This window comes from Micromonospora sp. NPDC048170, from assembly GCF_040652795.1.
Taxonomy (GTDB): Bacteria; Actinomycetota; Actinomycetes; order Mycobacteriales; family Micromonosporaceae; genus Micromonospora.
Window position 1 is genome coordinate 147,276 of the sequence record NZ_JBEZMR010000011.1, and the last position, 24,326, is coordinate 171,601.

The following is a 24,326-nucleotide window of genomic DNA, read 5'->3' on the forward strand; positions in this document are numbered from 1 at the left end:
TCCGAAGGAATCCGCCGCCGGACGGCCGCTTTGAGGGGGCGGTCAGCCGACCGCGCCGGCCAGAGCCCGGGCCGACGGCACCCCCGCATCGGCAGAGGGCAGTATGGGCGGGTGACTGCCCCCACCCGCCCGCCGTCGGCCGTGCTGGACGCGGTACTCGAGCGGTTGACCTACGTCAACGAGGAGACCGGCTACACCGTCGCCCGGGTGTCCACCGACCGCGGCACCGACCTGCTCACGGTGGTCGGCGCACTGCTGGGAGCCCAACCCGGGGAGAGCCTGCGGCTGTCCGGGTGGTGGTCGTCGCATCCGCAGTACGGCCGGCAGTTCGAGGTGCACTCGTACCGCACGGTCCTGCCGGCCACGATCCAGGGTCTCCGCCGGTACCTCGGTTCCGGGCTGGTCAAGGGCATCGGTCCGGTGTTCGCCGAGCGGATCGTCGCCCACTTCGGACTCGACACCCTTCGGGTCATCGAGGAGGAGCCCGCCCGCTTGGTCGAGGTGCCCGGCCTGGGGCCGAAACGCACCGCGAAGATCACCGCGGCGTGGGAGGAGCAGAAGGCCATCAAGGAGGTGATGGTCTTCCTCCAGGGCGTCGGCGTGTCCACCTCCCTGGCCGTACGGATCTACAAGCAGTACGGCGAGGCCTCCATCACCGTGGTCCGCGACGAGCCGTACCGGCTGGCGGCCGACGTGTGGGGCATCGGGTTCAAGACCGCGGACACCATCGCCCAGGCCGTCGGCATCCCGCACGACAGCCCGCAGCGGGTCAAGGCGGGCCTCCAGTACACCCTCTCCGAGGCCACCGACAGCGGGCACTGCTACCTGCCCGACTCGCAACTGGTCGCCGACGCCACCAAGATCCTCGACGTGGCGGGCGACCTCGTCACCGCCTGCCTCGACGAACTCGTCGGCGAGGAGGGCGTGGTGCGCGAGACGCTGCCCGGACCGGACGGCGAGCCGACGGCGGCGGTCTACCTGGTGCCGTTCCACCGCGCCGAGCAGTCCCTGGCCGGCTCCCTGCTGCGGCTGCTGCGCGACCGCGCCGACCGGCTGCCCCACTTCGCCGACGTCGACTGGGGCCGGGCGTTGGCCTGGCTGAAGGCCCGTACCGGCACCGACCTCGCCCCCGAGCAGGAACAGGCGGTCCGCCTCGCCCTCACCTCCAGGGTCGCCGTGCTGACCGGTGGTCCCGGCTGCGGCAAGAGCTTCACCGTCCGCTCGATCGTCGAACTCGCCGCCGCGAAGCGGGCCAAGGTCACCCTCGTCGCGCCGACGGGCCGCGCCGCGAAACGGCTGTCGGAGCTGACCGGGCATCCGGCGGCCACGGTGCACCGGCTGTTGCAGCTACGCCCCGGCGGAGACGCCAGCCACGACCGGGACAACCCCCTCGACGTCGACCTCCTCGTCGTCGACGAGGCCTCCATGCTCGACCTCATCCTCGCGAACAAGCTCGTCAAGGCCGTACCGCCCGGCGCGCACCTGCTGCTCGTCGGCGACGTCGACCAGCTTCCCTCCGTCGGTGCCGGCGAGGTCCTGCGGGACCTGCTCGCCGCCCCGGCCATCCCCCGGGTCCGGCTGACGCAGGTCTTCCGCCAGGCTGCGGAGTCCGGGGTCGTCACCAACGCCCACCGCATCAACGCCGGCAGGTCGCCCCTGTTCCAGGGCCTCAGCGACTTCTTCCTGTTCGCCAGCGACGACACCGAGGCCACCGCCGCCCTGACCGTCGACGTCGCCTGCACCCGGGTCCCCGCCCGCTTCGGCCTCGACCCGCGCCGCGACGTCCAGGTCCTCGCCCCCATGCACCGCGGCCCCGCCGGCGCGGCGGCCCTGAACACGCTGCTCCAGCAGCGGCTCACCCCGGCACGTGACGGGCAACCCGAGCGCCGCCTGGGTGGGCGGGTGTTCCGCGTCGGCGACAAGGTCACCCAGATCCGCAACAACTACGACAAGGGCCAGGCCGGCGTCTTCAACGGCACCGTCGGCATCGTCACCGCCCTCAGCACCGAGGAGCAGAGCCTGACCGTACGCACCGACGAGGACGAGAACATCGACTACGACTTCGACGAACTCGACGAACTCGCCCACGCGTACGCCATGACCATCCACCGTTCGCAGGGCTCCGAGTACCCCGCCGTCGTCATTCCGCTGACCACGAGCGCCTGGATGATGCTGCAACGCAACCTGCTCTACACGGCCGTCACCCGGGCCAAGAAGCTGGTCGTCCTGGTCGGGTCCCGCCGTGCCCTGGCCGCCGCCGTCCGTACCGTCGGCGCCGGGCGCCGCCACACCGCCCTCGACCACCGCCTCGCCTGAGCGACGCGAGGTCCGGCCCCGCGATGACCCCGGCACGGCCGACCGGCGTCCCTACCCGGGCGGGCGGGGCGCGGTCCGCACGGGGTCCAACGCCGCGAGCTGGATCTGCAACGCCAGCCGCGTACGCGGCGACTCGAGATCGACGGCGACGACCTCGGTGAGCCGGCGCAGCCGATACCGCAGCGTGTTGGGATGCACGTGCAACTGCCGGGCGGCCCTCTTCGGGTCGCCCTGCTGGTCGAGCCAGGCGGCGACCGTGGCGACGTAGTCGGTGCCGTGCTCCCGGTCGTGGGCCACGAGATCGGGCAGCGGCCCACCGACCAGCAGGTCGGCGCCGGGCACCGCGCCGACCACCCGGTGCACGACCACCTCCGCCCACTGGTCCTCGAACCGCAGCATCGGGCCCCGCTGCCCGGTTGGACCGCGCAACGCGAGCAGCTCCGCCGCCTCGGCGCGCGAGCGCGGCAGGTCCGTCAGGTCACGGGCGACCCCGCCGGACGCGGCGTGCAGCCCGGGGTCGTGCGCGGCGACGTCGTGGATCAGCTTCTCCATCCACCGCCGGGACCCGGGCGACCCGCCCTCGTCGACCAGGACGGCGAACAGGACGTCTCCGACGTCCGCGAGCAGCGGCTGGCGCCAGCCGTGCCGGCGGGCGATCGACTCCCAGAGGGCGACGTTGTCGACCATCTCCCCCGTGCCGCCGAGCGCGACGACCCGCCACGGCCCCTCGGGGAGGGCCAACTCCTCCCGACCGATCCTGCCGGGGGCCCGCAGGGCGGCCCGCAGGCGGTCGGCCGACACCCGGCGTGCGACGTCGGCCTGCACGCGCAGGCGGAGCAGGTGCAGGGCCAGCACGGACGCCGTGCCCTGGAGATCGCGCAACCGCCCGTCCGGCACCCGGCCCTCGACGACGGCCCAGATCGAGCCGAGCAGCTCGCCTCCGGCACGGATCGGAATGATGAGCCGGGGCAACGTGCCGTCCGGGCCCTGCGGTACGAAGATCAGCTCGCTGCCCGTCGCGAGCTTGCGGAAGACGCCACGGGAACGGAAGTGGGCGATCACGTTGCCGGGGGCACGGCGTCCGACGATCGTCGACACGCGGGCCGGATCGGCACGATCCTGCCGCGACGAGTAGGCGAGCACCCGCGACTGGGCGTCCTCGATCGTCACCGGCGCGTCGACGACCGCGGCGGTCGCGTCGGCGAGGGCGAACAGTTCGTCGTACACGCCGGGCTCCCCGGTCTCCGGCGAGCCCGGCGCGACGGCCCGGTCGATCACCCCGCGGAGCAGCCAGACGAGCTGGGCCCAGGAGCCGTGGCTCTGCAGCTCGACCAGGGTCAGGCGCCGTTCGGCGGCGGCCGACGTCACGTCGGGGTGCACGGCCAGCGGCGGCTTGAGGACGAGGCCGGCGGCGCCCGCCTCCCGGCAGCGGGCGACGACGGTGAGTGCCTGCTCCGGTGTCGAGATGCCCACACCGAGGACGAGGTCGCCGCTCTGGCCGGTCGTGGCATCGTCGAGTTCGGCGAGGGTCACGTCGCGGACCTCCGCCTCGTCGGCGGGGACGACGATCTTGAGCAAGGCGGCGCCGGCCGCCTCCACGACGCCAGCCACGGTGAGCATGACGTGATTGTGCCTCGGCCTTGTCCGCTCCGGCCAACCACCAGGGAAATCCTTGGCCGGGGAGAACAATGACCTCCCGGCCTGGCGGGGACAGGATTGGCCGATCCCGGTTGCCCCTGAAGGAGAAGAAGACATGTCCCCCGTCGAGTCAGTGCCCGCCCCCCAGCACGTCGCCGTCGTCGGCGCGGGGATGGTCGGGCTGGCCACCGCCTGGTTCCTGCAGGAACGGGGGGTCCGGGTCACCGTGCTCGACCGTACGGGGGTCGCGGCGGGCGCGTCGTGGGGCAACGCGGGCTGGCTCACCCCCGGCATCACCACTCCCCTGCCGGAGCCGGCGGTGCTGCGCTACGGGGTGCGCGCCGTGCTGAGCCCGTCCTCGCCGGTCTACGTGCCGCCGCGTGCGGATCCCCGGCTGCTGCGCTTCCTGGTGGGCTTCGCGCGACACAGCACGCCGTCGAAGTGGCAGACCGCGATGCGGGCCTTCATCCCGATGAACCGGCAGGCTCTGGAGGCGTTCGACACGCTGGCGGCCGGCGGGGTCGCGGCGCCGACGCACGAGGCGAAGTCGTTCATGGCGGCGTACCGGACCGAGGCCGAACGCTCGGTCCTGCTCGACGAGCTGGCGCACATCCACGCCGCGGGCCAGGGAATCGAGTTCGACGTCCTGACCGGGGCCGAGGCACGCGAGGTGGAGCCCTCGCTGTCGGACACCGTCGGTGCCGCCATCCGCCTGCACGACCAGCGCTACATCAACCCGGGGCAGTACGTGCACGCGCTGGCCGACTCCGTCCGGGCGCGGGGCGGGGCGATCGTGGACGGGGTGGACGTCGTGGACGTCCGCGACGAGGGAACCGGCGTCCGGGTGGTGACCGCCAAGGGCACCGACGAGCGCTACGACGCGGTGGTGCTGGCGACCGGCACCTGGCTCGGTCAACTGGCCCGGCGGTTCGGCGTCCGGACCATCGTGCAGGCCGGCCGCGGATACAGCTTCAGCGTCGCGATCGAGCACCTGCCGTCCGGTCCGGTCTACTTCCCCGCGCAGCGGGTGGCCTGCACGCCGCTGGGCGACCGGCTGCGCGTCGCCGGGATGATGGAGTTCCGCAGCGCCGAGGCGCCGCTGGACCGGCGCCGCATCTCGGCCATCGCCGAGGCCGCGCGACCGCTGCTGCGGGGCGCCGACCTGGATGCCCGCACCGACGAGTGGGTCGGCTCCCGGCCCTGCACCCCCGACGGGCTTCCCCTGATCGGCCGGACCAGGTCACCGCGCGTCTTCGCCGCCGGCGGCCACGGCATGTGGGGCATCACCCTCGGCCCGCTCACCGGCGAGCTGCTCGCCGCGCAGATCACCGGCGGCGGGCAGCCCGTGCAGCTGCGCCCCTTCGACCCGCTGCGCTGACGGGCACCGCCCGCGGAACGACCCGCGGCTTCTGGCCCGAGCCCACCTCGGACCAGAGGCCGCGGACGGCGCCGGTCACCGATCCGGCCCGACGGCCGGCGCGCCACGCGTGATCGCGGTGTCCCGGGCACCTACGCCGCGGGGCCGGTCCGGTGGCGACAGCGATCGCTTCGTGAGGGTGCTCCGGCCTTCGGCCACATGCCCTCGCGCGGGGCGCCGCCGGTGGTGGGCGTCGTGCGCCGGCTGTGGGCGGCGCGCGGAAAAGCCGCGGGCTGGCAGGTGACGCAGAACCGGGTCGCCGGGCGGTGCGCCAGTTCTTCGATCGGGATGTCGCGGTCGCACCCTTCGCAGCTGCCGTAGTGGCCCTGTTCCAGATAGTGCAGCGCCCGGGCGATGTCACCCAGCGCCCGTCGGGTGGCGGCGGTCAACGCGGAGGCGGCCCCGAGATCGCCGCCGTCGGAACGCATCCGGCGGGCCTGCCGGTCCAGCAGCGCCAGCTGGGTGCTGTGCCGCTCGTACTGCTCCTCCAGGACGATCCGCAGCACACCCAGCTCGTTCTGCCTGTTCACGACGTACACGATCGGTTCTTCTCCCTGCTCGCAACGAAAAGAAGGGGCGGAGCGCTGGTGCGCTCCGCCCGCCGGTGCCGGTCCCGTGGATCTCGGCCGGGTGGCGGCGGGCGGCGCCGGAGCGGCACCCGCCGGGTCGGCGGCTCGACGATCGGCGCGACGGCGCCCCGGCGGGCGCGGGCAGGCGACGACACGACGGGTGACCACGCCCGCGGCGCGGTGGGTCCGCGCCCCGACCCCCGCAGCCGTCCGCGGCTGGGAGGGAATGCCCTGCTCAACAGCGGTGCGGGGCTGCCAGGAGGGGCCGGGGGCGATCACGGCGTCACCATAGTCCGAACGTCGGCGTACCGGCCAGTTCCCGGAGCCCGGGTGGCCTCGTCGCGGCGCCGTCTCGGCGATCAGGGCCCCCGTGACCCGGCCCACAGGCCCCAGAAAATGGCGTGCGTGTGACCGACCGAACCCCTACGTTTCCGCCGTGACCCTCGACATCGTCAGCCTGGCCGACCGTCCCGACCTCGCCGCTCCGCTCGACGAGGACTTCGACGGGGCGTGGCCGCCGTTCATGCTGTGGGACCCGATGGGTACGGTCTACTACACCGTCGCCCACGACCTGTATCCCGAGTTCGTGTTCGCGGCCGTCGACTCCGGCGATCCCGGGCGCGTGGTCGCCCGGGCGTACGCGGTGCCGTTGCGTTGGACGGAGCCGGAGCTTCCCGACGGTGGCTGGAACCGGGCGATCCAGCGGGCCACCGTCAACCGCCTCACCGGCGCCGCCACCAACATGGTCTCGGCGCTGGAGATCTGTGTCCGGCCCGACCGGCGCGGCACCGGGCTGTCCGCCCTGATGCTCGCCGCCATGCGGGAGGCTGTCGCGAAACTGGGCTACGACACGCTGGTCGCGCCGGTCCGCCCGAGCGGCAAGCACACCCGGCCCGAGCTGCCGATGACGCGGTACGCGGCGCAGGTCCGCGAGGACGGCCTGCCGGTCGACCCGTGGCTGCGGGTGCACGTCCGCGCGGGTGGACGCATCGAGCGCGTCGCCGCCCGGTCGATGACGATCACCGGAACCCTCGCGGACTGGCGTCGCTGGACGGGCCTCCCGTTCGACACCAGCGGGCCGGTCCACGTGCCGGGGGCCCTCGTGCCGGTGCATTGCGACGTGACGCACGACCACGCCGTCTACGTCGAGCCCAACGTCTGGGTCAGGCACCGGCTCTAGACGGGCCGCCGCCCGCACGGGTCAGGCCGGCCCGATCCGCACCTCGTACGGCGTCGTGTCGGGTGCGGCGAGCCGGAGCACCCGGTGCGCCTCGGCGGTGACCGCGTCCGCGTCGTTCGGTCGCAGCCGGGCGAAGGGCACGACGGTGACAAGCCCGGCGCCGCGGTCCAGCTCCCAGGTGCCGGCCACGACCCCGTCGACCAGCACGGTGGGCATGATCAGGTCGCCCACGCACACCCGGCGCCGGATCTCGTCGGTCATGATCCGGGTCCGGTCGGCGTACGCGAGCAGGAGGTTGTCGAAGCCGGCGAGCAGCCGTACGGGCGCCGGCGTGTCCGGGTCGGGCCGGGGCGCATCGGGAAGGTCGTACAGCCGGCGGCCCGATTCGTCGCGGAAGCCGCGCAGCTCGCCGGCCATGCCGGCGACGACCTGCGGCAGCCCGCTGACACCCGACCAGGCCCGCAGGTCCGCGGTCGTCGCGGGCCCGAACGCGGCCAGATACCGCGACACCAGCCGCCGGGGGTCGGGGCGCTCCAGCGGGCCGAGGTGCTCCTGGGCCAGGACGAGCGGGGTCGCGCCACGCGTGTCCCAGGTGCCGCTCGGGGCGGGGTGCAGCAACGGGAGCAGGTACTGCGCGGACCACGCGAGCGCGGTGCGGTCGGCGTCCGGGCGACGTTCGGCGAGTCGCCGGCCGAGCTCGGCGCGGGTCAGGGTGCGGCCGGCCAGGATCGCCCGAGCGTCGGCGACGAGCTCGGCCAGGTCGACACCGGCGGTACGCCGACCGAACGTGTTGCGCTGCACCCGGGCCAGCATCGGGTCCAGCACCGAACGTAGCCACCGGAAGTCGCCGGAGCTCGTCAGGTGCTGGGTGGCGCGCAGCAGGCACGAGCGCACCAGGCGGCCGTCCTCGACGGCCCGGGTCAGGTCGCCGAGCTCGAATCCGGCCAGCCGCGAGTGGAGGGCGAGGTAGGGGTCGTTCGGCTGCTGGGCGTTGAGGCCGCCGATCCGCTCGACCGTCTCGACCACCCCGTCCGTGCCGCGTCGCAGCAGCTGCTGCCGGTGCAGCGTGGACCGGTTGAGGGCCCGCCGGCCGAGCACCTCCGTCCTCGCAGACGCATCCTGCCGGCGGGCGTCCATCTCAGCGAACCTTCCGGAAGAAGTCGCGCACGTCCTCGGTGAACAGCCGGGGCTGTTCCAGGGCGAAGAAATGCCCGCCCCGGTCGTACTCCGTCCAGTGCACCACGTGGTGCTCGCGCTCGGCGAACCGCCGGATCGTGACGTCCTTCGCGGTCGACACCAGCACGCCGGTGGGCACCGTGCCGGCGGGGGCCGCCCAGCCGGCGGCGTCGCCGTCCGCGCCGGTGTCTCCCCACTCGCCCGCCCCGGCGCTCCACGCGTTCGCGGTGATGTCCTCGTAGTAGACCTGCGCGGCCGATCCGCCCGCCCCCGCCAGCCAGTAGAGGCTGACGTTGGTCAGCAGCCGGTCGGAGTCGACCACGGTGTCGAGGGGCTCGTCGGCGGGGCGATCGGTCAGGCGGTGGAACATCTCGACGATCCAGGCGAGCTGCCCGGTCGGCGAGTCGTGCAGCCCGTACGCCAACGTGTGCGGCGACTTGGCCTGGATCTGCAGGTAGCCGTCGTTGTAGCTCTCCATCGCCGCCAGGCGCCGCTGCTCGGCGTCGGTGAGCCCGTCGAGTTCGCCCTCGACGCCGATCGGGTAGGTGACCAGCGCGTTGACGTGGACCCCGAGCACGTGCTCCGGGGCCTGTCGGCCCATGGCCGGGGCGACGTAGGAGCCGGTGTCCCCGCCCTGCACCCCGTAGCGCTCGTAGCCGAGCCGGCTCATCAGCCGCACCATAGCCGTGGCCATCGTCTCGCTCCCCCAGCCCGGCCCGGCCAGCGGCGTGGAGAACCCGAACCCGGGCAGGGACGGGACGACGAGGTGGAACGCGTCGGCCGGGTCGCCGCCGTGTGCGCGCGGGTCGGTCAGCGGGCCGATGACATCGAGGAACTCCAGGATCGAGCCCGGCCACCCGTGCAGGAGCATCAGCGGCGTCGCGTCCGGCTCGGGCGAGCGTACGTGCAGGAAGTGGACGCGCTGCCCGTCGATCCCGGTGACGAACTGCGGGATCCTGTTCAGCTCCGCCTCGTGGGCCCGCCAGTCGTAGCCGGTGCGCCAGTGCTCGGCCAGATCCTTCAGGTACGCCACGGGCACGCCGCGGCTCCAGCCGACGTCGGGCAGCACCGGCCAGCGGGTGTTCGCCAGCCGGGCGGTCAGGTCGTCCCATTGTTCCTGCGGGATGGCGATGCGGAAGGGGCGGATCGCGGAATCGGAATTCGTCACGACCATCACGCTAGGAGCCGGTTAGGTCAGTAACGTTCCTAACCTGCCTGGCATCCTGGTACCCATGTCGGAGACCTCGGCCCGCCTGCTGAAGCTGCTGTCGTTGTTGCAGACGCACCGGGACCGGTCCGGCGCCGACCTCGCCGACCGGCTCGGGGTGACCACCCGCACCGTGCGCCGGGACGTGGACCGGCTGCGCGAGCTGGGCTATCCGGTGCACGCCGCCCGGGGGCTCTCCGGATATCGGCTGGGTGCCGGCGGCGCCCTGCCGCCGCTGCTGCTCGACGACGACGAGGCGGTCGCGGTCGCCATCGGCCTGCGCACCGCCACGGCCAGCTCGGTGACCGGCATCGAGGAGACCGCGCTGCGCGCGCTGGCCAAGCTGGAACGGGTGCTGCCGTCCCGCCTGCGTCACCGGGTCACCACCCTGCAACAGGCCACCGTCCGGGTCGCCGACGGAGGCCCGGGGGTCGAGCCGAACGTGCTGCTCGCCATCTCGGAGGCCACGGCGCGCCGCGAGCGCCTGCGGTTCGACTACACCAACCACCAGGGCGTCGCGACGGTACGCGACGTCGAGCCGCACACCCTGGTCAACTGGGGCCGGCACTGGTATCTCGTCGCCTGGGACACCGACCGGGACGACTGGCGCACGTTCCGCGTGGACCGGCTGCGCGCCCGCACCCCGAACGGGCCACGCTTCGCCCCGAGGGAGCCACCCGACGGCGACGTGACCGCGTACCTGTCGCGGCAGCTGGCCACCGGCCCCTGGGCCGTACGGGCGACAGTCACCGTGCACGGGCCGGCCGCGACGGTGGCCGACCTGGTGTGGCCGGGGATGGGCGCCGTGGAGCCCGTCGACGACGACACCTGTCTGCTGCACCTCGGCGCCGGTTCGGCTGCCGACCTCGCCTGGATGGTCACGTCAGTCGGGGTGGACTTCACCGTGACCGACCCGCCGGAGCTCGTCGACGCGATCCGCGCCCTCGCTGACCGCTGCCGTCGCGCCACCTGACCGCCCGGCCCGCGAGGACAGGCCGCGCCGGGGTTCACGGCGAGGTGGGAGGTGGCCCGGTGTAGCCGCTGTTCCAGCGGAACCGGTTGGCCGGCTGGGCGTACTCCTCGTTGACGTGCGCGATCCAGCCCGCCGTCCGGGCGACCGCGAAGACCACCTCGGCGGCGCCCGGCCCCATGCCGGTCGCGTGCGCCAGCACGGCGAGCGCGAAGTCGACGTTGGGCAGGGCGCCCTGCCGCGCCGCCGTGGCGGTCAGGTCGTCCACGGCCCGCCGCAGGTCGCCCCCGATCGGCAGGTCCGCGACGAGGTCGAGCAGCGTCGCGCCACGCGGGTCGCCCTGCGGAACAGCGGATGCCCGAACCCGGGCAGGCTGCCGGTCCCGGCTGTGCCGCCCGGGTCGACCTCCTGACGCTCCGGCTGCCCCGCCGGGCGCCAGGAGGTCGATCCGACGAGTGGGGCAAACCCTTGACGGCACACTTCGACCGTTATTAAGGTCCCGACCGTAATGACGCGGACGAACGGAGACAACGATGCCCCTCAGCCGTCGATCAATCCTGGCCGGTACCTGCATCACTGGCGCGGCCCTGGCAGTTGGCCAGGCGACGCTCGCAGCCCCGGCGTTCGCGCAAGACGATGAGGCGCTCGCCCCGACCAGTTTCGGTCCGGCGTCTTTGACCGCAGCCGTCCGCGGCGCCGCCGTCATCGACGACCGCGTCTTCATCACCTCCCGGTTCAACACACCGGACGGGAAGATGCGGCTGGGCGAGTTCGACGTCAACACCGGCGAGATGCGCGGCATCGACGACCTCGCCATCGCGAGCAACGGCGGGCAGAAGCTCGCCGCCGACGGCCGGTACGTCTACATCGGGCCGGCGGGCAGCGCGTACGTCTACCGGTTCGACCCGCAGACCAGGGAGCTGGTGGCCTGGGCCCGGGCCGGGGGCAGCACCACCTGGTACTACGACATGGTCGTGCACGGCGAGCACCTCTACATCGGCACGTACCCGGACTGCACCGTCAAGCGGATCCGCCTGGCCGACGCGACGATCGAGACGTACGGTCGCATCTCCACCTCCCAGTACGCGGCGGCCGTCGCGGTCGACGACGAGTACGTCTACGGCGGCTCGGCCGCGCCCGGCACCCTGCTGGCGTGGCCGAAGGCCGGCGGCGCGGCAACCGACCTGACCGCGCACCTCAGCTCGTCGCCGGTCGGCATCCTCGACATGGCCGTCTCCGACGGCGTCGTCTACGTCGCCAGCGGCCGGCAGCTGATCTCCTTCCGCCGGGACGGCTCCGACCGGGTGTCCCGGGAGATCCCCGCCGAGGACCGCTACGTCGACCAGGTCACCGTCGGCAGCGACGGCAAGGTCTACGCGCTCACCCGACTCACCACCAACCTGTACGAGGTGACCGCCGACGGCCTGCTCAAGGTCGGGCAGCCCCTCGCCGACGTGGAGAACCAACTCCTCGCCCCGCTCCCCGGCGGCGCGCTGCTCGGCGTCAGCGGGCTGGGGCACCTGTGGAAGGCGACGCCGGGCGGCGCGGCCCAGGTGTGGCAGACCGCCACCCGGGGATTCGGCTACCCGGAGACCATCCAGTCGATGATGCGGCACACCCGGGGCACGATCTGGGTCGGCGGCCACTACGCGATGACGGTGCACCGCACCGAGGCCGGCACCAACGACCGGTTCGACATCAACGGCGAGGTCAAGGCGATGGCCGAGGGCAGGGCCGGCGTGGTCTACGCAGGCCTCTACCCGAGCACCCAGATCGTGGCCGTCGACCCGAACAACCACCGGATCAGCGTGCTCGGCCTGCTCGGCAACGAGCAGCTACGGACCAAGCGGATCGTCGTCGACCGGCGACGCAACCAGCTCATCGTGGCATCCAGCCCGCAGACCACCAAACACACGGGCGCGCTGACCTTCGTCGACCTTGCCACCAACAGCTTCGAGGCGCACCGCGAGTTCCTGCCCGAGCAGAGTGTGATGGACGTGGTGGTACAGGGCACCACCGCCTACATCGCGGGCGACACCTACGGCGAGGGCACCACCGGCCCGATCCGCAAGGTCGCGCAGGTGGCGGCGGTGGACATCGTCACCCGCAGGCTGCTGTGGCGAGAGGAGATCAAGCCGGACTGGCAGTCGTACGAGAGCCTGCACGTGGTGGGCAACCTGCTCTACGCCATGGGTCGGCGCCCGCGCGGCGCCTGGTTCGCCTACGACCTGCACACCCGCACGATCGTGATGGAAGGCGATCTCGGCGGGTACGGCCAGTTCAACGGGGTCGACGGCCGGGTGTTCTCCTGGGTGCACTGGACCAACGACATCAGCGAGCTGCCGACGGCCCCGGGCGGTGCGACGAGCACGCTGTACGACAACGTGCCGCGCGGCTGGTACAACAACCCGTCGTTCCACTTCACCCCGAACGGCAAGGCGACCTGGGGGATGCACGGCACCGACCTGGCCCGCTTCCCGCTGCCGAAGAAGTAGGCCGGCACGCCGATGGACAGCGGGGCCGGCCCGGATCAGCCGAGCTGGCCCCGCTCGGCCGACGGCCAGCGGAGCCACCGCACCAGCGGCGGCCCCGGGGAGCCCGATCCCCGGTCGCCACGCCGACGCGCCCGGTCGTGTCGCCGACAAGAAGGCCTCAGCGCCTCGGCACCTGACCGTCGTCGCAGGGCACACCGATGCCCAGCCGCACCTGGGCCTGCCGCCCGCCCGTACTGACCACCATCGGCACGCAGCCCGGCTGCGCGACCCAGGTCCCGCCGGCGAAGGCAAGCCACTGCGTCCGACCGGCGGCCGGCGGGCAGGCGCCCACGCGCGTGCTCACCACGGGCACGACCGAATGACCCCAACCGATGCGCGCCCTGTCCTCCCAGCCGGCTGCCACCCGAAGATCGACCACCGCGCCGGACCGCACCACCAGCCCCCACTTGGCGAACAGACGCGCAGCGGGGTCAGCCTCCCCCGACTCCGCCGCCTGGAGAACCGCCCGGGTGGGTACCGCCACGTCCCCCGCGACGACCCGGTAGCCGTCCGGGGGCTGCGGCGCGGCATCGATCGAGTCCCCACACGACACCTGGCCCGGCACACCAGGTGTCGAGTCCGGCGCACCGGTGGCGGCGCCGACCGTGGCGGTGGCTTCCGGCGAGGGTCGGGGAGCATGGCCCGCGTCCCGTGACGACGTGCACGCGGTCACCGACAGGACCGCCCAGACGACGACGAACGCATGCTTCCGCCAGCCCCGCATGGGCACATCCTGTCAGGTGTCCCCCCGCCCGTCGACGAGTCGACGTGCGACGGACCCGCGCGCCGAACTACCGGCGAGAAAGGACGGCGCCGACCAACTCGGCCAAGAGGGCTCGGCGACGGGCGGCACGCCGTACGCTGCCTGAGGTGAGGTGGTCACGACTCCTCGTCGCGCCGGCGGCGACCCTGGCCCTGGCACTGACCGCGTGCCCGGCCGAGCCGGACCCGCCGGCCGGAGCACCCGCCCGCTCCGCCGAGGCGGCGGCCCCCTCGTCGCAGGCCGGGCCCGCCGAGATCACGTTGGCCTTCGCGGGCGACGTGCACTTCGCCGGCCGTACGACGGGACTGCTGGACGCCCCGACGACCGCGTTCGGGCCGATCTCGTCGACGCTGTCGGCCGCCGACCTCACGATGGTCAACCTGGAGACCGCGGTCACCACCCGCGGCACCGCCGAGCCGAAGCAGTTCCTGTTCCGGGCACCGGCGAGCGCGTACGACGCGGTGAAGGCGGCCGGGGTCGACGTCGTGTCGATCGCGAACAACCACACGCTTGACTACGGGCGGGAGGGACTCGCCGACACCGTGGACGCGGCGAGGGCCGCCGGGGTGCCGGCCGTCGGCGCGGGTGCCGACGCGGCGGCGGCGTACGCGCCGTGGATCACCCGGGTCAGCGGTACGCGGATCGCGTTCCTCGCCTTCAGCCAGGTCGACGAGTTGTGGTCGGAGTGGCGGGCCACGGAGAACCGGGCCGGCATCGCGATGACGCGGGACCTGCCCCGCGCGGTCGCGGCGGTGCGAGCCGCGCGGCAGCGGGCCGACGTGGTCGTCGCCTACGTCCACTGGGGCACGGAGGGTGACGCGTGCCCGCCCCGCGAGGCGCGCGCCTTCGCCGACGAGATGGCCCGGGCGGGCGCTGACCTCGTCGTCGGCACCCACGCCCACCTGCTGCTCGGCGACGGCTGGATCGGCAGGACGTTCGTCCAGTACGGACTGGGCAACTTCGTGTGGTGGCGGGACGACGCGTACAGCAACGACACGGGCGTGCTCCGGGTGACCCTGCGCGGTTCGGAGATCGTGGAGACGGAGCTGGTGCCGGCCCTGATCTCCCGGCGCACCGGCCAGCCCCGGCTCGCGGATGGGCAGGACGCGACCCGCATCCTCCGCGAGTACGCGGACCTGCGCGCCTGCACCGGGCTCGCCGCGTCGCCCACGGGGTAGTTCACCGCCGGCACCGGGGCCGGGCCGGCGTCGGACCGGCGAAGGCCGGCGTCGCCGCCCCGAAGGACCGGGGCGGCTCGCAGGTCACCGGCCCTGCGCTCAGGCCCTGCCGAGGGTCCGGGCGAATCGGCGGATGTCGTCGACCAGGAGACCCGGCTGTTCCAGCCCCGGGAAGTGACCGCCGCGGTCGTACTCGGTCCACTGCACGATGTTCGGGAAGGCCTGGTCGGCCCAGGCCCGGACGGGTTGCGAGGGGTCGTGCGGGAAGACCGCCACCCCGAGCGGCACCGGCACCGGGGGCTGCTGTCGGGGCGCGGCGCTGACCGGGAGCATGTCCGCCGTCTCGTGGTAGAGCTGGGCGGAGGAGCCCGCGGTCCGGGTGAACCAGTAGAGCGACACGTTGGTGAGCAGGCGGTCCCGGTCGACGGCGTCCTCGGGGCTCTTGCCGGAGTCGGTCCACTCCTTGAACTTCTCCACGATCCACGCGAGCTGCCCGACGGGCGAGTCGGTGAGGGCGTACGAGAGCGTCACGGGGCGAGTGGCCTGGATCTTCATGTAGCCGGACTCGTCGTCCACGAACCGGGCCAGCCGGGCGAGGCGCCGGCCGGTGTCCTCGTCGAGCGCGCCCAGCTCGCGGGGGTCGCCGGGCGGTGGCGTGATGAGGAAGTTGACGTGCGCCCCCATCGCGTTCCCGACGTCGACCATGGCGAGGGCGACCGTCACCCAGGAGCCGAAGTCGGTGCCCTGCGCCAGGTAGCGGTCGTAGCCGAGCCGGTTCATCAGCTCGGCCCACGCCCCGGCGATGCGGGGCACGCCCCAGCCGGTCTCGGTGAGCGGACCGGAGAAGCCGTACCCGGGCAGGGACGGGACCACCACGTGGAAGGCGTCCGCGGGGTCACCCCCGTGGGCGCGCGGATCGGTCAACGGCCCGATGAGGTCGACGTACTCCAGGAAGCTTCCCGGCCAGCCGTGGGTGAGGACGAGCGGCGTCGCGTCGGGTTCCGGGGACCGTACGTGCAGGAAGTGCAGCACGGCGCCGTCGATCTCCGTGACGAACTGGGGATACTCGTTCAGCCACGCCTCGGCCGCCCGCCAGTCGTATCCGGAGCGCCAGTAGTCGGCCAACTCCCGCAGGTACGACTGCGGCACGCCTCGTTCCCAGCCGTCCGTCGCCGGCTCGGGCGGCCACCGCGTGTCGGCCAGGCGTCGGCGCAGGTCGTCGATCTCGGCTTGCGGAATCTCGATACGGAACGGCTTCATCCCAGCGCCCTCCACGGTCACGGCACGCACGAGATTCACATCGTCGGCCGGGTACGCGGACCCCGCACCTTCGAGCGTGCGATCTCGGCGAGCCACCACCGACTGCGGGCCGTGGGCGCGGCGGCCTCCGGTGCCGCCGGACGGCGGACCGCGCTCCTACGACACGTCGAGGCCGAACAGCTCGGCCGCGTTGCGCCAGGCCACCCGCTCGGCCAGCTCCGGTTCGAGGTCGGCGGCGAGCACCGCCCCGAAGGCCGCGGCCGGGTCGATCAGCGTGGCGTCGGTGCCGAACAGCAGCCGCCGTGGGTTCACCGCCGCCGCCACCGCGGCGAACCGGCCTGCCTCCGTGTGCGAGAAGCAGGGCTCCAGCCAGAGCCGGTCCACCGCGTTCGCCGCCTCGATGGCGTGTCGCCAGCCGTCGGCGCCCATGTGCCCGGCGATGGCCCGCAGCCCGGGGATGTCCGCGACCGCCTGGGCCAGCTCGAGCGGGCTCGGCCCCCAGGTGTGGACGAGGGCGGGCAGGTCGTGCGCGGCGACGAGCTCCAGCGCCGCCCGCGCCTGCGGGGAGGTCGCCGGGGAGGCGGTGTAGTCGGTGTGGATCTTGACGCCGACGAACCGGCCGGTGGGGAGCAGTTCGCGCAGGTCCCGTTCGGCGTCGTCGAGCCGGCGCGGGTTGATCGTCAGGTAGCCGAGCAGGCGGTCGTTGGTCTCCAGCACCCGGGCCATCGCCCGGTTGCCGGCGGCCACGTCGTAGATGACCGCCTCGGTGGCGGAGACGACGGCGAGGTCGATGCCGTAGCGGTCCATCACCGCGAGGTTGGTGGCGACCGCCGCGACGTCCATGCTGAAGAACCACGGTCCCCAGTGTGCGTGCACATCGATGATCATTCCTGGCCCTCCAGGATCCGGCGCGCGTTGCCGCCCGCCACGGCAGCCACCTCGGTCGGCCCGAGACCGCCGCGGGCCAGCCGCAGCCGCGGCACGACCGGCTCGTAGAACGGGGTTCGGGAGCCGTAGAGCAGGCGCTCGACGCCCACGTGCGCGGCGACGGTCTCCAGCGCGTCGGGCGAGTTGAGCAGCCGGGTGGAGGTGTGGAAGCCGGGCTCGTCGCGGGCCGCCACCACGAAGTCCCCCAGGTGGTAGAAGTGCGTGTCGAGGAAGACCACGGTCGCGCCGCGCAGCGGTCGCCAGAACCGGCGGACGTCCCCGCCGGTGAGGATGACCAGACCGGCCTCGGCGGCCCGGCGGGCGACGTGCCGCACGGACGGGAAGTCGGGCTCGACGCGCTGCTCGTCGGGGAAGAGCCGCACGGCCCGGAAACCGCGCTCGGCCAGCCGGACGACCTCCCGTTCGGCGCCGAGCGGGTCGCGCAGGTCGAGCGCGCCGACCGGCAGCACGGCGGGGCCGGTCAGCGCGGCGGCCTCGTCGTTGCCGCTGGGCACGTCGAACAGCGCCCCCCGCAGGCTGGCCACGGCCGCCCGCGCAATGCCGTTCGCGGCGAGGGTGGCGGCGACGGCCCGGGGGTCTCCGGAGGGGCCAGGCCGGTCGGCGTACCGGCCGACGAGGACGTCGACGTCGAAGGTGACGGGTGGCAGGTCGGCCGCCACGAACGGGTTGCCGCTCACCGCTGCCTCGCCACCGTGAGCACCCGGTCCCGGTCGCCGTCGGGCAGCACCGGGCCGTACGGGTCGACGGCGTGGGTCGCCGGAATCCGGCCCTCGTCGGCGGCGATCTGGAGCATTCGGCGCACGTACCCCTCCATCGGGTCGGTGAAGGTGACCTCGGCGAGCCGGTCGAGCCGGGCGGAGGCGGCGACGAAGTCGCCGTGCCTGCCGTCGGCGTACGCCCGCAGGACCGCGGCGGTGACCGGCACGGCGGCGGCGGCGAGGCCGACCAGGGCGGCCTGGGCGCCCCACATCAGCGACGGCCCGAACATCCGGTCCTCGCCGGTGACCGCCAGCCGGTCGCTCCGGTGCGCCGTCGCCAGGGCGGCCTGGCAGGCGAGCGCGTCGTGCAGCCGGGCCACCTTCACCCCGGCGACGCCGGGGTGCTCCAGCAGGGCGGCCAGCCTCGACGCGGAGTACGGCCGGGTGTAGAGGTCGAAGGCGAGCATCGGCAGGCCGGCCGCGCGCCACACGACGTCGTGGTGGGCGACCGCGTCGCCGTCGACGGGGAACACCAGGACGCCGGCCGCACCGAGGGTGGCCGCCCGGGCGGCCTGCGCGGCGACGTCGTCGGTGTGTTCCCCCGGCCGGCCGCCCACGCCGACGACCACCGGCACCCCGGTCCCGACGGCGTGCCGGGTGACCAGGTCGCGGGTCGCCGCGTCGAGGTAGGGGCCGCGGCCGGTGTGGGCGCAGACGGCGAGGGCGTCCGCGCCGTCGGCGACCAGGCCGCGCAGGTAACGGTCGAGCACCTCGGCGTCGACCGTCCGGTCCGCGTCCATCGGGGTGGCGGTGGCCGCGACGAGGCGCCACCGCAGCCGGTCGCGCAGCGCGGCGGCGGCCGGCGCGATCACGGTGTCACCGCCGCGCGGACGGCCCGGGCGATCTCGTCGACGTGCGCGTCGGTGTACCGCTCGTTCCAGTCGATCACCAGCAGGGTCTGCGCGACGAGCCGCTCGGCGACCGGGAACGCGCCCGGTCCGTAGGTCGGCAGCCGGTCGGCGGGCGGCACGGTGAGCGGGAAGCGGGAGGTGCCGTAGACGGGGGCCTCGGTCAGCGCCGGGGCGTAGTGCAGCGGCTGGTCGAGGTAGCCGGCCCGCGCGGGGATCCCGGCGGCGGAGAGCCTGCCGGCCACCTCGTGGTTGGTCAGCGGCGGGTCGAGCACGATCGGGAACAGCCACCAGGCGTGCGCGTCGACGTCCGCCGGCAGGCGCACGCCGGGCAGGTCGGCGAGCGCCGCAGCCAGCCGCCGTGCGGTGCGCCGCCGGTCGGCCAGCACCCCGGGAAGCTTCGCCAGTTGGGCCCGGGCGACGGCGCCCGCCAGTTCGGTCATCCGGTAGTTCAGGCCGAGACCGACGTGCCGGCGGGCCTCGTCGCGCGGCCAGCCCTTGTCGGCGAAGAGCCGCATCCGGCGGGCCAGGGTCGCGTCGTCGGTGACGGCGAGGCCGCCGTCACCGCAGGTGATGTGCTTCCACTGCTGGAGGCTGAAGCAGCCGATCGCGCCGGCCGTGCCGGCGAGGGTGCCGTCCGGATAGCGGGTGAGCCACGCCTGGGCGCAGTCCTCGATCAGGGGCACCCCGGCGGAGTCGGCGACCGCGCGCAGGTCGGCGGCGGCGCCGAAGAGGTGCACCGCGAGGATCGCCCGGGTGCGGGGCCCGATCGCGGCGGCGACGGCCGCGGGGTCCAGATTGCCGGTGTACGGATCGACGTCGGCGAACACCGGCACGGCGTTCTGCGCGAGAATGGGCGCGACTGTGCCGAAGTCGCTGATCGGAGACGTGATGATCTCGTCGCCCGGGTCCGGCGCGACGGCCGCGACCGCCAGGTGCAGGGCCGCCGTGCCCGAACTGGCGGCCACGGCGTGCGACACTCCATGGTGGTCGGCCATCTCGCGCTCCAGGGCGCGGACCTCAGTGCCCCAGACCGAGCTGAGCATGCCCGACTGGAGCACCCGGCTGACCGCGGCCAACTCCTCCGCGCCGATCGTCCGGCCACTGGCGTCGGCCATGCTGGGGAAGAACACGCACCCTCCCAGGGTTTCGATAATACCGGGCCTGACCGTAATCTTGTGCTGCGAGCAATGCAACCCTGACAGGAGGCAGCGGTGACCATCGAGATCGGGGTCGTCGGCCCGCACGACCTGGTCGACGACGTGGCCGTCACCTGCGAGGAGCAGCCCGGCGTCACCGCCAGGCGGCTGCACTACGACCACGAGTCGCAGGCCCCGGCGATCGTGGAGGCCCACGCCGGCCAGGTGGAGGCGTGGCTCTTCACCGGCGTCGTGCCGTACACCCTGGCCAGGGAGGCGAACGCCCTGAACCGCCCGGCCGTCTTCGTCGACTACACCGGCGCGACCCTGCTCCAGGCCGCGGTGCGGCTGCTGCGTGAGGGGCGTGACGTCACCCGGATGTCGATCGACACCGTCACCGGCGCCGACGTCGCCGGCACCTTCGGTGAGGCCGACCTGCCCGTGGACCGGGTCCGGTCGCTGCCGTACCGCAGCGGGCTCGGCTCCGACGACGTGGTCGCCTTCCACCGCCGGCAGCGCCGGGCCGGCGCGGACGTCGCCGTCACCTGCATCAGCTCGGTGTACGAGGTGCTGCACCACGAGATGCCGGCGTACCGCCTCGCCCCGTCGAACCACTCGGTGCGCACCGCGCTGCGCCAGCTCCTGCTGCACGTCGGCAGCCAGGCCCAGGAGGACGCCCAGATCGCGCTCGGGCTGGCCAACCTCTCCGACGGCGACGACGGGCTGCTCAAGGAGGTGGCCACGCTCGGCGGCACGCTCGCGCGGTTCGCCCCCGACACGTACCTCATCGTCACCACCCGCGGCCCGCTGCACGACGCCACCGGCGGGTTCACCGCGCTGCCGATGCTGCGCCGCCTCGCCGACCGGCACGACACCGTGCAGATCGGCTTCGGCCTCGGACGCAGCGCGGCGGAGGCGGAGAACCTGGCCCGCCGGGCACTGAGCCGGGCCCGCCGGGTGGGTCCCACCACGGCGGTGCTGTCGCTGCGCGGCGAGACCGACATCGTGCTGGAGTCGACCACGCCGACGCCGCAGCCGGCGGAGGTGAACCTGGGGATCATCGCCCAGCGGGTCGGCCTGTCCGTGCCCACCCTGCTGCGGCTGCGGGAGGTGCGTGCCGCGGTCGGTGACGAGCCGCTGACCAGCCGGGAGGTCGCCGACCAGCTCAAGGTCCAGCAGCGCACCGCCCGGCGGATGCTGCACCGCCTGGAGTTGGCCGGTCTGGCCGAGCGGACCGGCAACCTCGCCTCCGGCAGCAGCGGACGCCCGCTGACCCTCTACCGCCTGACCCTGTGACGCGGTCCCGGTCCGCGCCCCGGTGGGCGCGGACCGGACCGTCCACCGTCAGGCCAGCCACTCGTCCAGGTGCTCGGCGACGAAGTCGTCGTCGCGCAGGTGCGGGTAGGCCTGGTGCACCCGGTCGAGTTCGGCCAGTTGACCCGGGGACAGTTCCTCCGTCGGGTCCAGGCACCAGCGGCCGGCCAGCAGGCCCTGCCGGCGCAGCACCTCGTGGATGCCGGGGATGCAGCCGTGGTAGCCGTTGGCGGCATCGAAGATGGCCGCGTTCGCGTCGGTCAGGTGACCGTCGAGGGTGAGCAGCCGGCGCAGCGCCACGTCGTCGCCGGCCCGGGCCCGGCGGGCGTCGTCGAGCAGCGCCACCGCGGTGCCCGCCCAGACCGCCCACTGCCCGAGCAGCCCGCCGACGAACTCGACCTCGGCCTCCCGACCGTCCACGACGACCCGGTGCGGGGCCACGAGGTCGGCGAGGATGTGGTCGTCGTTGCCGGTGTAGAGGGCCAGGTCACCGTTGCGGCCGGCCGCGCACACGCCGTGCAGCACGTCGAGCGTGCGGTAGCGGTCGAAGGGTGCCACCTTGATGCCGACCACCGATTCGAGGGCGGCCAGCCTGGCCCAGAAGCCCCGGGACAACTCCCGACCGCCGACCGCCGGTTGCAGGTAGAAACCGATCACCGGCAGCACCTCGCCGACGGCGCGGGCCCGCTCGACCAGGGCGTCCTCGTCCAGCGGCGCGTACGGCGAGAGCAGCACCATGTGGTAGCCGAGCGAGGCGGCGAGTTCCGCCTCGGCGACCGCCTGGGCGGTGTCCCCGCAGGCTCCGGCGACCAGGATCGCGTCCGAGCCGGCCGCGGTCTCGGCCGCCAGTTCCAGCACCGGGGCGAGTAGCCCGACCTGCGGATCGTGGATGGCGAACTGGGTGGTGTGCACGCCGACGGCGATGCCGCCCGCGCCGGAGGCGAGGTAGTAGCGGGTCAACGCCCGCTGCCGGCGCTCGTCGAGCTTGCGGTCGGCGTCCAGGGCCAGCGGGTGCGCGGGGATGACGCAGCCGTGCCGGAACCGGGCCAGGGCCGAGGTCTGACGGGTGCTCGATGCGGTCAACACGGTCTCTCCTAGAAGTTGCCGTCGCGGCGCTGGAATCCGGTCGGCTTGCCGAGCAGGGGCTGGCCGTTGGCGACCCACTCCGCCGTCAGGTCGATCAGCTCGGCGACCGGCACGTCGGGATAGCCGAAGAGCCGGTGGCAGAGCTGGGCGTTGGACAGCAGCGCGGTCGGCGCCTCGGTGCCGGTGAGGACCGGCTCACGGCCCAGCCGGGCGGCGAGCGCGGTGGCGGCCTGCCGGACGGAGACCAGCTCCGGCCCGGTCAGGTTCAACACGAACGGCGGTGTCCGCGTGTGGTGCAGAGCGCGCAGGGTGACCTCGTTGGCGTAGCCCTGCCAGACGATGTTGGCGTGCCCCATCGTGAGGTCCACGGACTCGCCGGCGTGCACGGCGCGGGCGATGTCGACGAGGACGCCGTAGCGCATCTCGACGGCGTAGTTGAGCCGGATCAGGGCCAGCGGGGTGTCGTCACGCAGCGCGAAGTGGGTGAGGATGCGCTCGCGGCCCAGGCAGGACATGGCGTACTCGCCGACCGGCTGGACCGGTGTCTGCTCGACGCAGCCGCCCGAGGTCACCGGGACCAGCGGGTAGACGTTGCCGGTGCTCAGCGCGACCAGGCGGGACCCGGCGAAGCGCTGTGCGACGCGCCCGGGCAGGTAGGTGTTCGTGGCCCAGGTGGCGTGCTCCCGGCCGGAGGTGCCGAACTTGGCCCCGACCAGGAAGACCACGTTGGCCGCGTCGGGCAGCGCTGCCAGCGCCGCGTCGTCGGTGACGTCGGCCTCGACCACCACCGCGCCCTCGTCCCGCAGCGCGTCGGCCAGCCCCGCCTCGGAGAAGCGGGACACGGCGACGACCCTGGCGCCGGTGCCCGCCTCTGCCACGCCCCGCAGTGCCAGCCGGACCAGGCTCGGCCCCAGTTTGCCGCCCGCCCCGAGGATCAGGATGTCGCCGTCGAGCTTGCGCAGGTCGTCCACCAGGACGCCCCGCGGGCGCGACAGCCGCTCCTCCAGTTCCGCCACCGTACGCATGCCACCAAGCCCCTTCCGAAGTAACGGTCATGACCGTAACTTCCGGCTAGGGGGGCGTCAAGGCGTCCGGGGCGGCGGGATCGGCCCGGGCGGGCCGGCGAGGGTCAGACCGAGGCGCGGGCCGAGGCGAGAACGTCCAGTACGGCGCGGGTCTGCGCCCACGGCACCGGGCTCGGCGCGCCCCGGACCATGCCCACGAACGCCTCGATGGTGGCCCGGTAACCCAGCTCGTCGGCACCGCCGCGCAGCACCACCCGGCTCTCCCCGGCCGCGGTGTGCACGGTCACCTCGTACGCCTCGCCCTCGCTGACTCCGAGCACCTCCACCGTGCCGGGCACCCCGTCGTCCCACTGCACGGCCAGCAGGCCGGTGTCCTCCGAGCGCAGCCCCCGGTGCCGGCGCACGGTGGCGGCGGCCCCGACCAGTCGCACCGCCGGGCCGAGCAGCGCGACCAGCAGCTCCACCCCGTGCAGGCCCATCATGACCAGGGTGCCGCCACCGGCCGCCGGGTCGTCCTGCCACGGGTTGTAGCCGGTGGCCCAGAGAGCGACGTCGTGCCGGACCGTGGCGCGTACCGACAGCACCTCCTCGCGCGGCACGCCGAACGCGACGAACTCCGGCGCGAAACGCAGCACCGAGGAGGAGAGCACCAGCTCCGGGGCCCGCGCCACGACGCGCTCCAACCGGTCGAGCTGGTCGACGGTCGCCGCGGCCGGCTTGTTGACGAAGCACGGCAGCCCCCGCTCCAGCACCCGGGCCAGCGCCTCCGGCACGTCGGGGGTGGGGACGGTGAGGACCACGCCGTCCGGGCCGGTCGCCAGCAACGCGGCCAGATCCGGCGCCACCGCCGCCTCCGGCTGCTCGGCCCGGAACCGCGCCAACCGCTGGGGATCGGGCTCCCACACCACCAGCTCCGCGTCGTCACGCAGGGTTCGGGCGTCGGCGTAGGGGTGACTGGTGGCCAGGCCGGCGAGGGCGATACGCATGAGCGCAGAGGCTA

At 73.8% G+C, this 24,326-nt stretch carries 21 protein-coding genes; 7 read left to right on the top strand and 14 right to left on the bottom strand.

The annotated features are described in order from the left end of the window. Positions 1-111: 111 nt before the first annotated feature. A complete protein-coding gene (locus AB0D32_RS17130; protein ID WP_357090650.1) occupies positions 112-2,316 on the top strand; it encodes an ATP-dependent RecD-like DNA helicase in 2,205 nt (734 codons plus the stop codon). Between the two features lie 51 nt (positions 2,317-2,367). Here AB0D32_RS17130 and AB0D32_RS17135 read toward each other — a convergent pair whose 3' ends face one another. Beyond that, positions 2,368-3,936: a helix-turn-helix domain-containing protein gene (locus tag AB0D32_RS17135; RefSeq protein ID WP_357090653.1), complete on the bottom strand. Its 1,569-nt coding sequence runs from the start codon at positions 3,934-3,936 to the stop codon at positions 2,368-2,370. A gap of 133 nt (positions 3,937-4,069) precedes the next feature. Here AB0D32_RS17135 and AB0D32_RS17140 point away from each other — a divergent pair, with 133 nt between their 5' ends. Next, positions 4,070-5,332, top strand: a complete 1,263-nt coding sequence (locus AB0D32_RS17140) for an FAD-dependent oxidoreductase (protein ID WP_357090655.1) — start codon at positions 4,070-4,072, stop codon at positions 5,330-5,332. 131 nt (positions 5,333-5,463) lie between these two features. Here AB0D32_RS17140 and AB0D32_RS17145 read toward each other — a convergent pair whose 3' ends face one another. Next, the gene (locus AB0D32_RS17145) at positions 5,464-5,901 is read right to left on the bottom strand and encodes a TraR/DksA C4-type zinc finger protein (protein ID WP_357090657.1); all 438 of its coding nucleotides are present in this window, start codon (positions 5,899-5,901) and stop codon (positions 5,464-5,466) included. 475 nt (positions 5,902-6,376) lie between these two features. Here AB0D32_RS17145 and AB0D32_RS17150 point away from each other — a divergent pair, with 475 nt between their 5' ends. Continuing rightward, complete coding sequence (locus AB0D32_RS17150; RefSeq protein WP_357090659.1) at positions 6,377-7,120, top strand: N-acetyltransferase; 744 nt, start codon at positions 6,377-6,379, stop codon at positions 7,118-7,120. A 21-nt stretch (positions 7,121-7,141) separates the two neighbouring features. Here the strand turns inward: AB0D32_RS17150 and AB0D32_RS17155 are convergent, their stop codons facing one another. Beyond that, positions 7,142-8,257, bottom strand: a complete 1,116-nt coding sequence (locus tag AB0D32_RS17155; RefSeq protein WP_357090661.1) for a winged helix DNA-binding domain-containing protein — start codon at positions 8,255-8,257, stop codon at positions 7,142-7,144. Between the two features lies 1 nt (position 8,258). Next, on the bottom strand, positions 8,259-9,470 hold the full coding sequence (locus tag AB0D32_RS17160; protein WP_357090663.1) for an epoxide hydrolase family protein: 1,212 nt from the start codon (positions 9,468-9,470) through the stop codon (positions 8,259-8,261). Between the two features lie 58 nt (positions 9,471-9,528). Between AB0D32_RS17160 and AB0D32_RS17165 the strand changes: the two genes are divergently transcribed. Next, complete coding sequence (locus AB0D32_RS17165; RefSeq protein WP_357090665.1) at positions 9,529-10,476, top strand: YafY family protein; 948 nt, start codon at positions 9,529-9,531, stop codon at positions 10,474-10,476. Positions 10,477-10,510: 34 nt separating this feature from the next. Here AB0D32_RS17165 and AB0D32_RS17170 read toward each other — a convergent pair whose 3' ends face one another. Next, positions 10,511-11,197, bottom strand: coding sequence for a citrate/2-methylcitrate synthase (locus tag AB0D32_RS17170; protein WP_357090742.1), 687 nt, complete (start codon positions 11,195-11,197; stop codon positions 10,511-10,513). Between AB0D32_RS17170 and AB0D32_RS17175 the strand changes: the two genes are divergently transcribed. Next, positions 11,148-12,968: a hypothetical protein gene (locus AB0D32_RS17175; protein WP_357090748.1), complete on the top strand. Its 1,821-nt coding sequence runs from the start codon at positions 11,148-11,150 to the stop codon at positions 12,966-12,968. The genes AB0D32_RS17170 and AB0D32_RS17175 overlap by 50 nt on opposite strands. A gap of 157 nt (positions 12,969-13,125) precedes the next feature. On the opposite strand, the gene AB0D32_RS17180 is transcribed toward AB0D32_RS17175, so the two are convergent. After that, entirely contained in the window at positions 13,126-13,731 is a 606-nt protein-coding gene (locus AB0D32_RS17180; protein ID WP_357090667.1) for a hypothetical protein, read from the bottom strand. Positions 13,732-13,877: 146 nt separating this feature from the next. Between AB0D32_RS17180 and AB0D32_RS17185 the strand changes: the two genes are divergently transcribed. Continuing rightward, the gene (locus tag AB0D32_RS17185) at positions 13,878-14,948 is read left to right on the top strand and encodes a CapA family protein (RefSeq protein ID WP_357090669.1); all 1,071 of its coding nucleotides are present in this window, start codon (positions 13,878-13,880) and stop codon (positions 14,946-14,948) included. A 99-nt stretch (positions 14,949-15,047) separates the two neighbouring features. On the opposite strand, the gene AB0D32_RS17190 is transcribed toward AB0D32_RS17185, so the two are convergent. The 5 genes from AB0D32_RS17190 to AB0D32_RS17210 all read right to left on the bottom strand — a co-directional run bounded on the left by AB0D32_RS17190 (position 15,048) and on the right by AB0D32_RS17210 (position 19,895). After that, positions 15,048-16,208 (bottom strand): epoxide hydrolase family protein, encoded by a 1,161-nt coding sequence (locus tag AB0D32_RS17190; protein ID WP_357090672.1) that lies wholly within the window; start codon positions 16,206-16,208, stop codon positions 15,048-15,050. 156 nt (positions 16,209-16,364) lie between these two features. Further along, complete coding sequence (locus AB0D32_RS17195) at positions 16,365-17,096, bottom strand: amidohydrolase family protein (RefSeq protein ID WP_357090674.1); 732 nt, start codon at positions 17,094-17,096, stop codon at positions 16,365-16,367. Further along, entirely contained in the window at positions 17,093-17,833 is a 741-nt protein-coding gene (locus tag AB0D32_RS17200; RefSeq protein ID WP_357090676.1) for a hypothetical protein, read from the bottom strand. Before AB0D32_RS17200 ends, AB0D32_RS17195 begins: the two co-directional genes overlap by 4 nt. After that, a complete protein-coding gene (locus AB0D32_RS17205) occupies positions 17,830-18,726 on the bottom strand; it encodes a dihydrodipicolinate synthase family protein (RefSeq protein WP_357090678.1) in 897 nt (298 codons plus the stop codon). The genes AB0D32_RS17200 and AB0D32_RS17205 overlap by 4 nt, the downstream gene beginning before the upstream one ends. Beyond that, positions 18,723-19,895: a DegT/DnrJ/EryC1/StrS family aminotransferase gene (locus AB0D32_RS17210; protein WP_357090680.1), complete on the bottom strand. Its 1,173-nt coding sequence runs from the start codon at positions 19,893-19,895 to the stop codon at positions 18,723-18,725. Before AB0D32_RS17210 ends, AB0D32_RS17205 begins: the two co-directional genes overlap by 4 nt. A gap of 81 nt (positions 19,896-19,976) precedes the next feature. On the opposite strand from AB0D32_RS17210, the gene AB0D32_RS17215 reads away from it, so the two are divergent. Further along, the gene (locus AB0D32_RS17215; RefSeq protein WP_357090682.1) at positions 19,977-21,197 is read left to right on the top strand and encodes a hypothetical protein; all 1,221 of its coding nucleotides are present in this window, start codon (positions 19,977-19,979) and stop codon (positions 21,195-21,197) included. 48 nt (positions 21,198-21,245) lie between these two features. Here AB0D32_RS17215 and AB0D32_RS17220 read toward each other — a convergent pair whose 3' ends face one another. The 3 genes from AB0D32_RS17220 to AB0D32_RS17230 all read right to left on the bottom strand — a co-directional run bounded on the left by AB0D32_RS17220 (position 21,246) and on the right by AB0D32_RS17230 (position 24,312). Further along, positions 21,246-22,301, bottom strand: a complete 1,056-nt coding sequence (locus tag AB0D32_RS17220; protein ID WP_357090685.1) for a dihydrodipicolinate synthase family protein — start codon at positions 22,299-22,301, stop codon at positions 21,246-21,248. An 8-nt stretch (positions 22,302-22,309) separates the two neighbouring features. Next, a complete protein-coding gene (locus AB0D32_RS17225) occupies positions 22,310-23,326 on the bottom strand; it encodes an NAD-dependent epimerase/dehydratase family protein (RefSeq protein WP_357090687.1) in 1,017 nt (338 codons plus the stop codon). A gap of 104 nt (positions 23,327-23,430) precedes the next feature. After that, complete coding sequence (locus tag AB0D32_RS17230) at positions 23,431-24,312, bottom strand: Gfo/Idh/MocA family oxidoreductase (protein ID WP_357090689.1); 882 nt, start codon at positions 24,310-24,312, stop codon at positions 23,431-23,433. Positions 24,313-24,326: the final 14 nt, after the last annotated feature.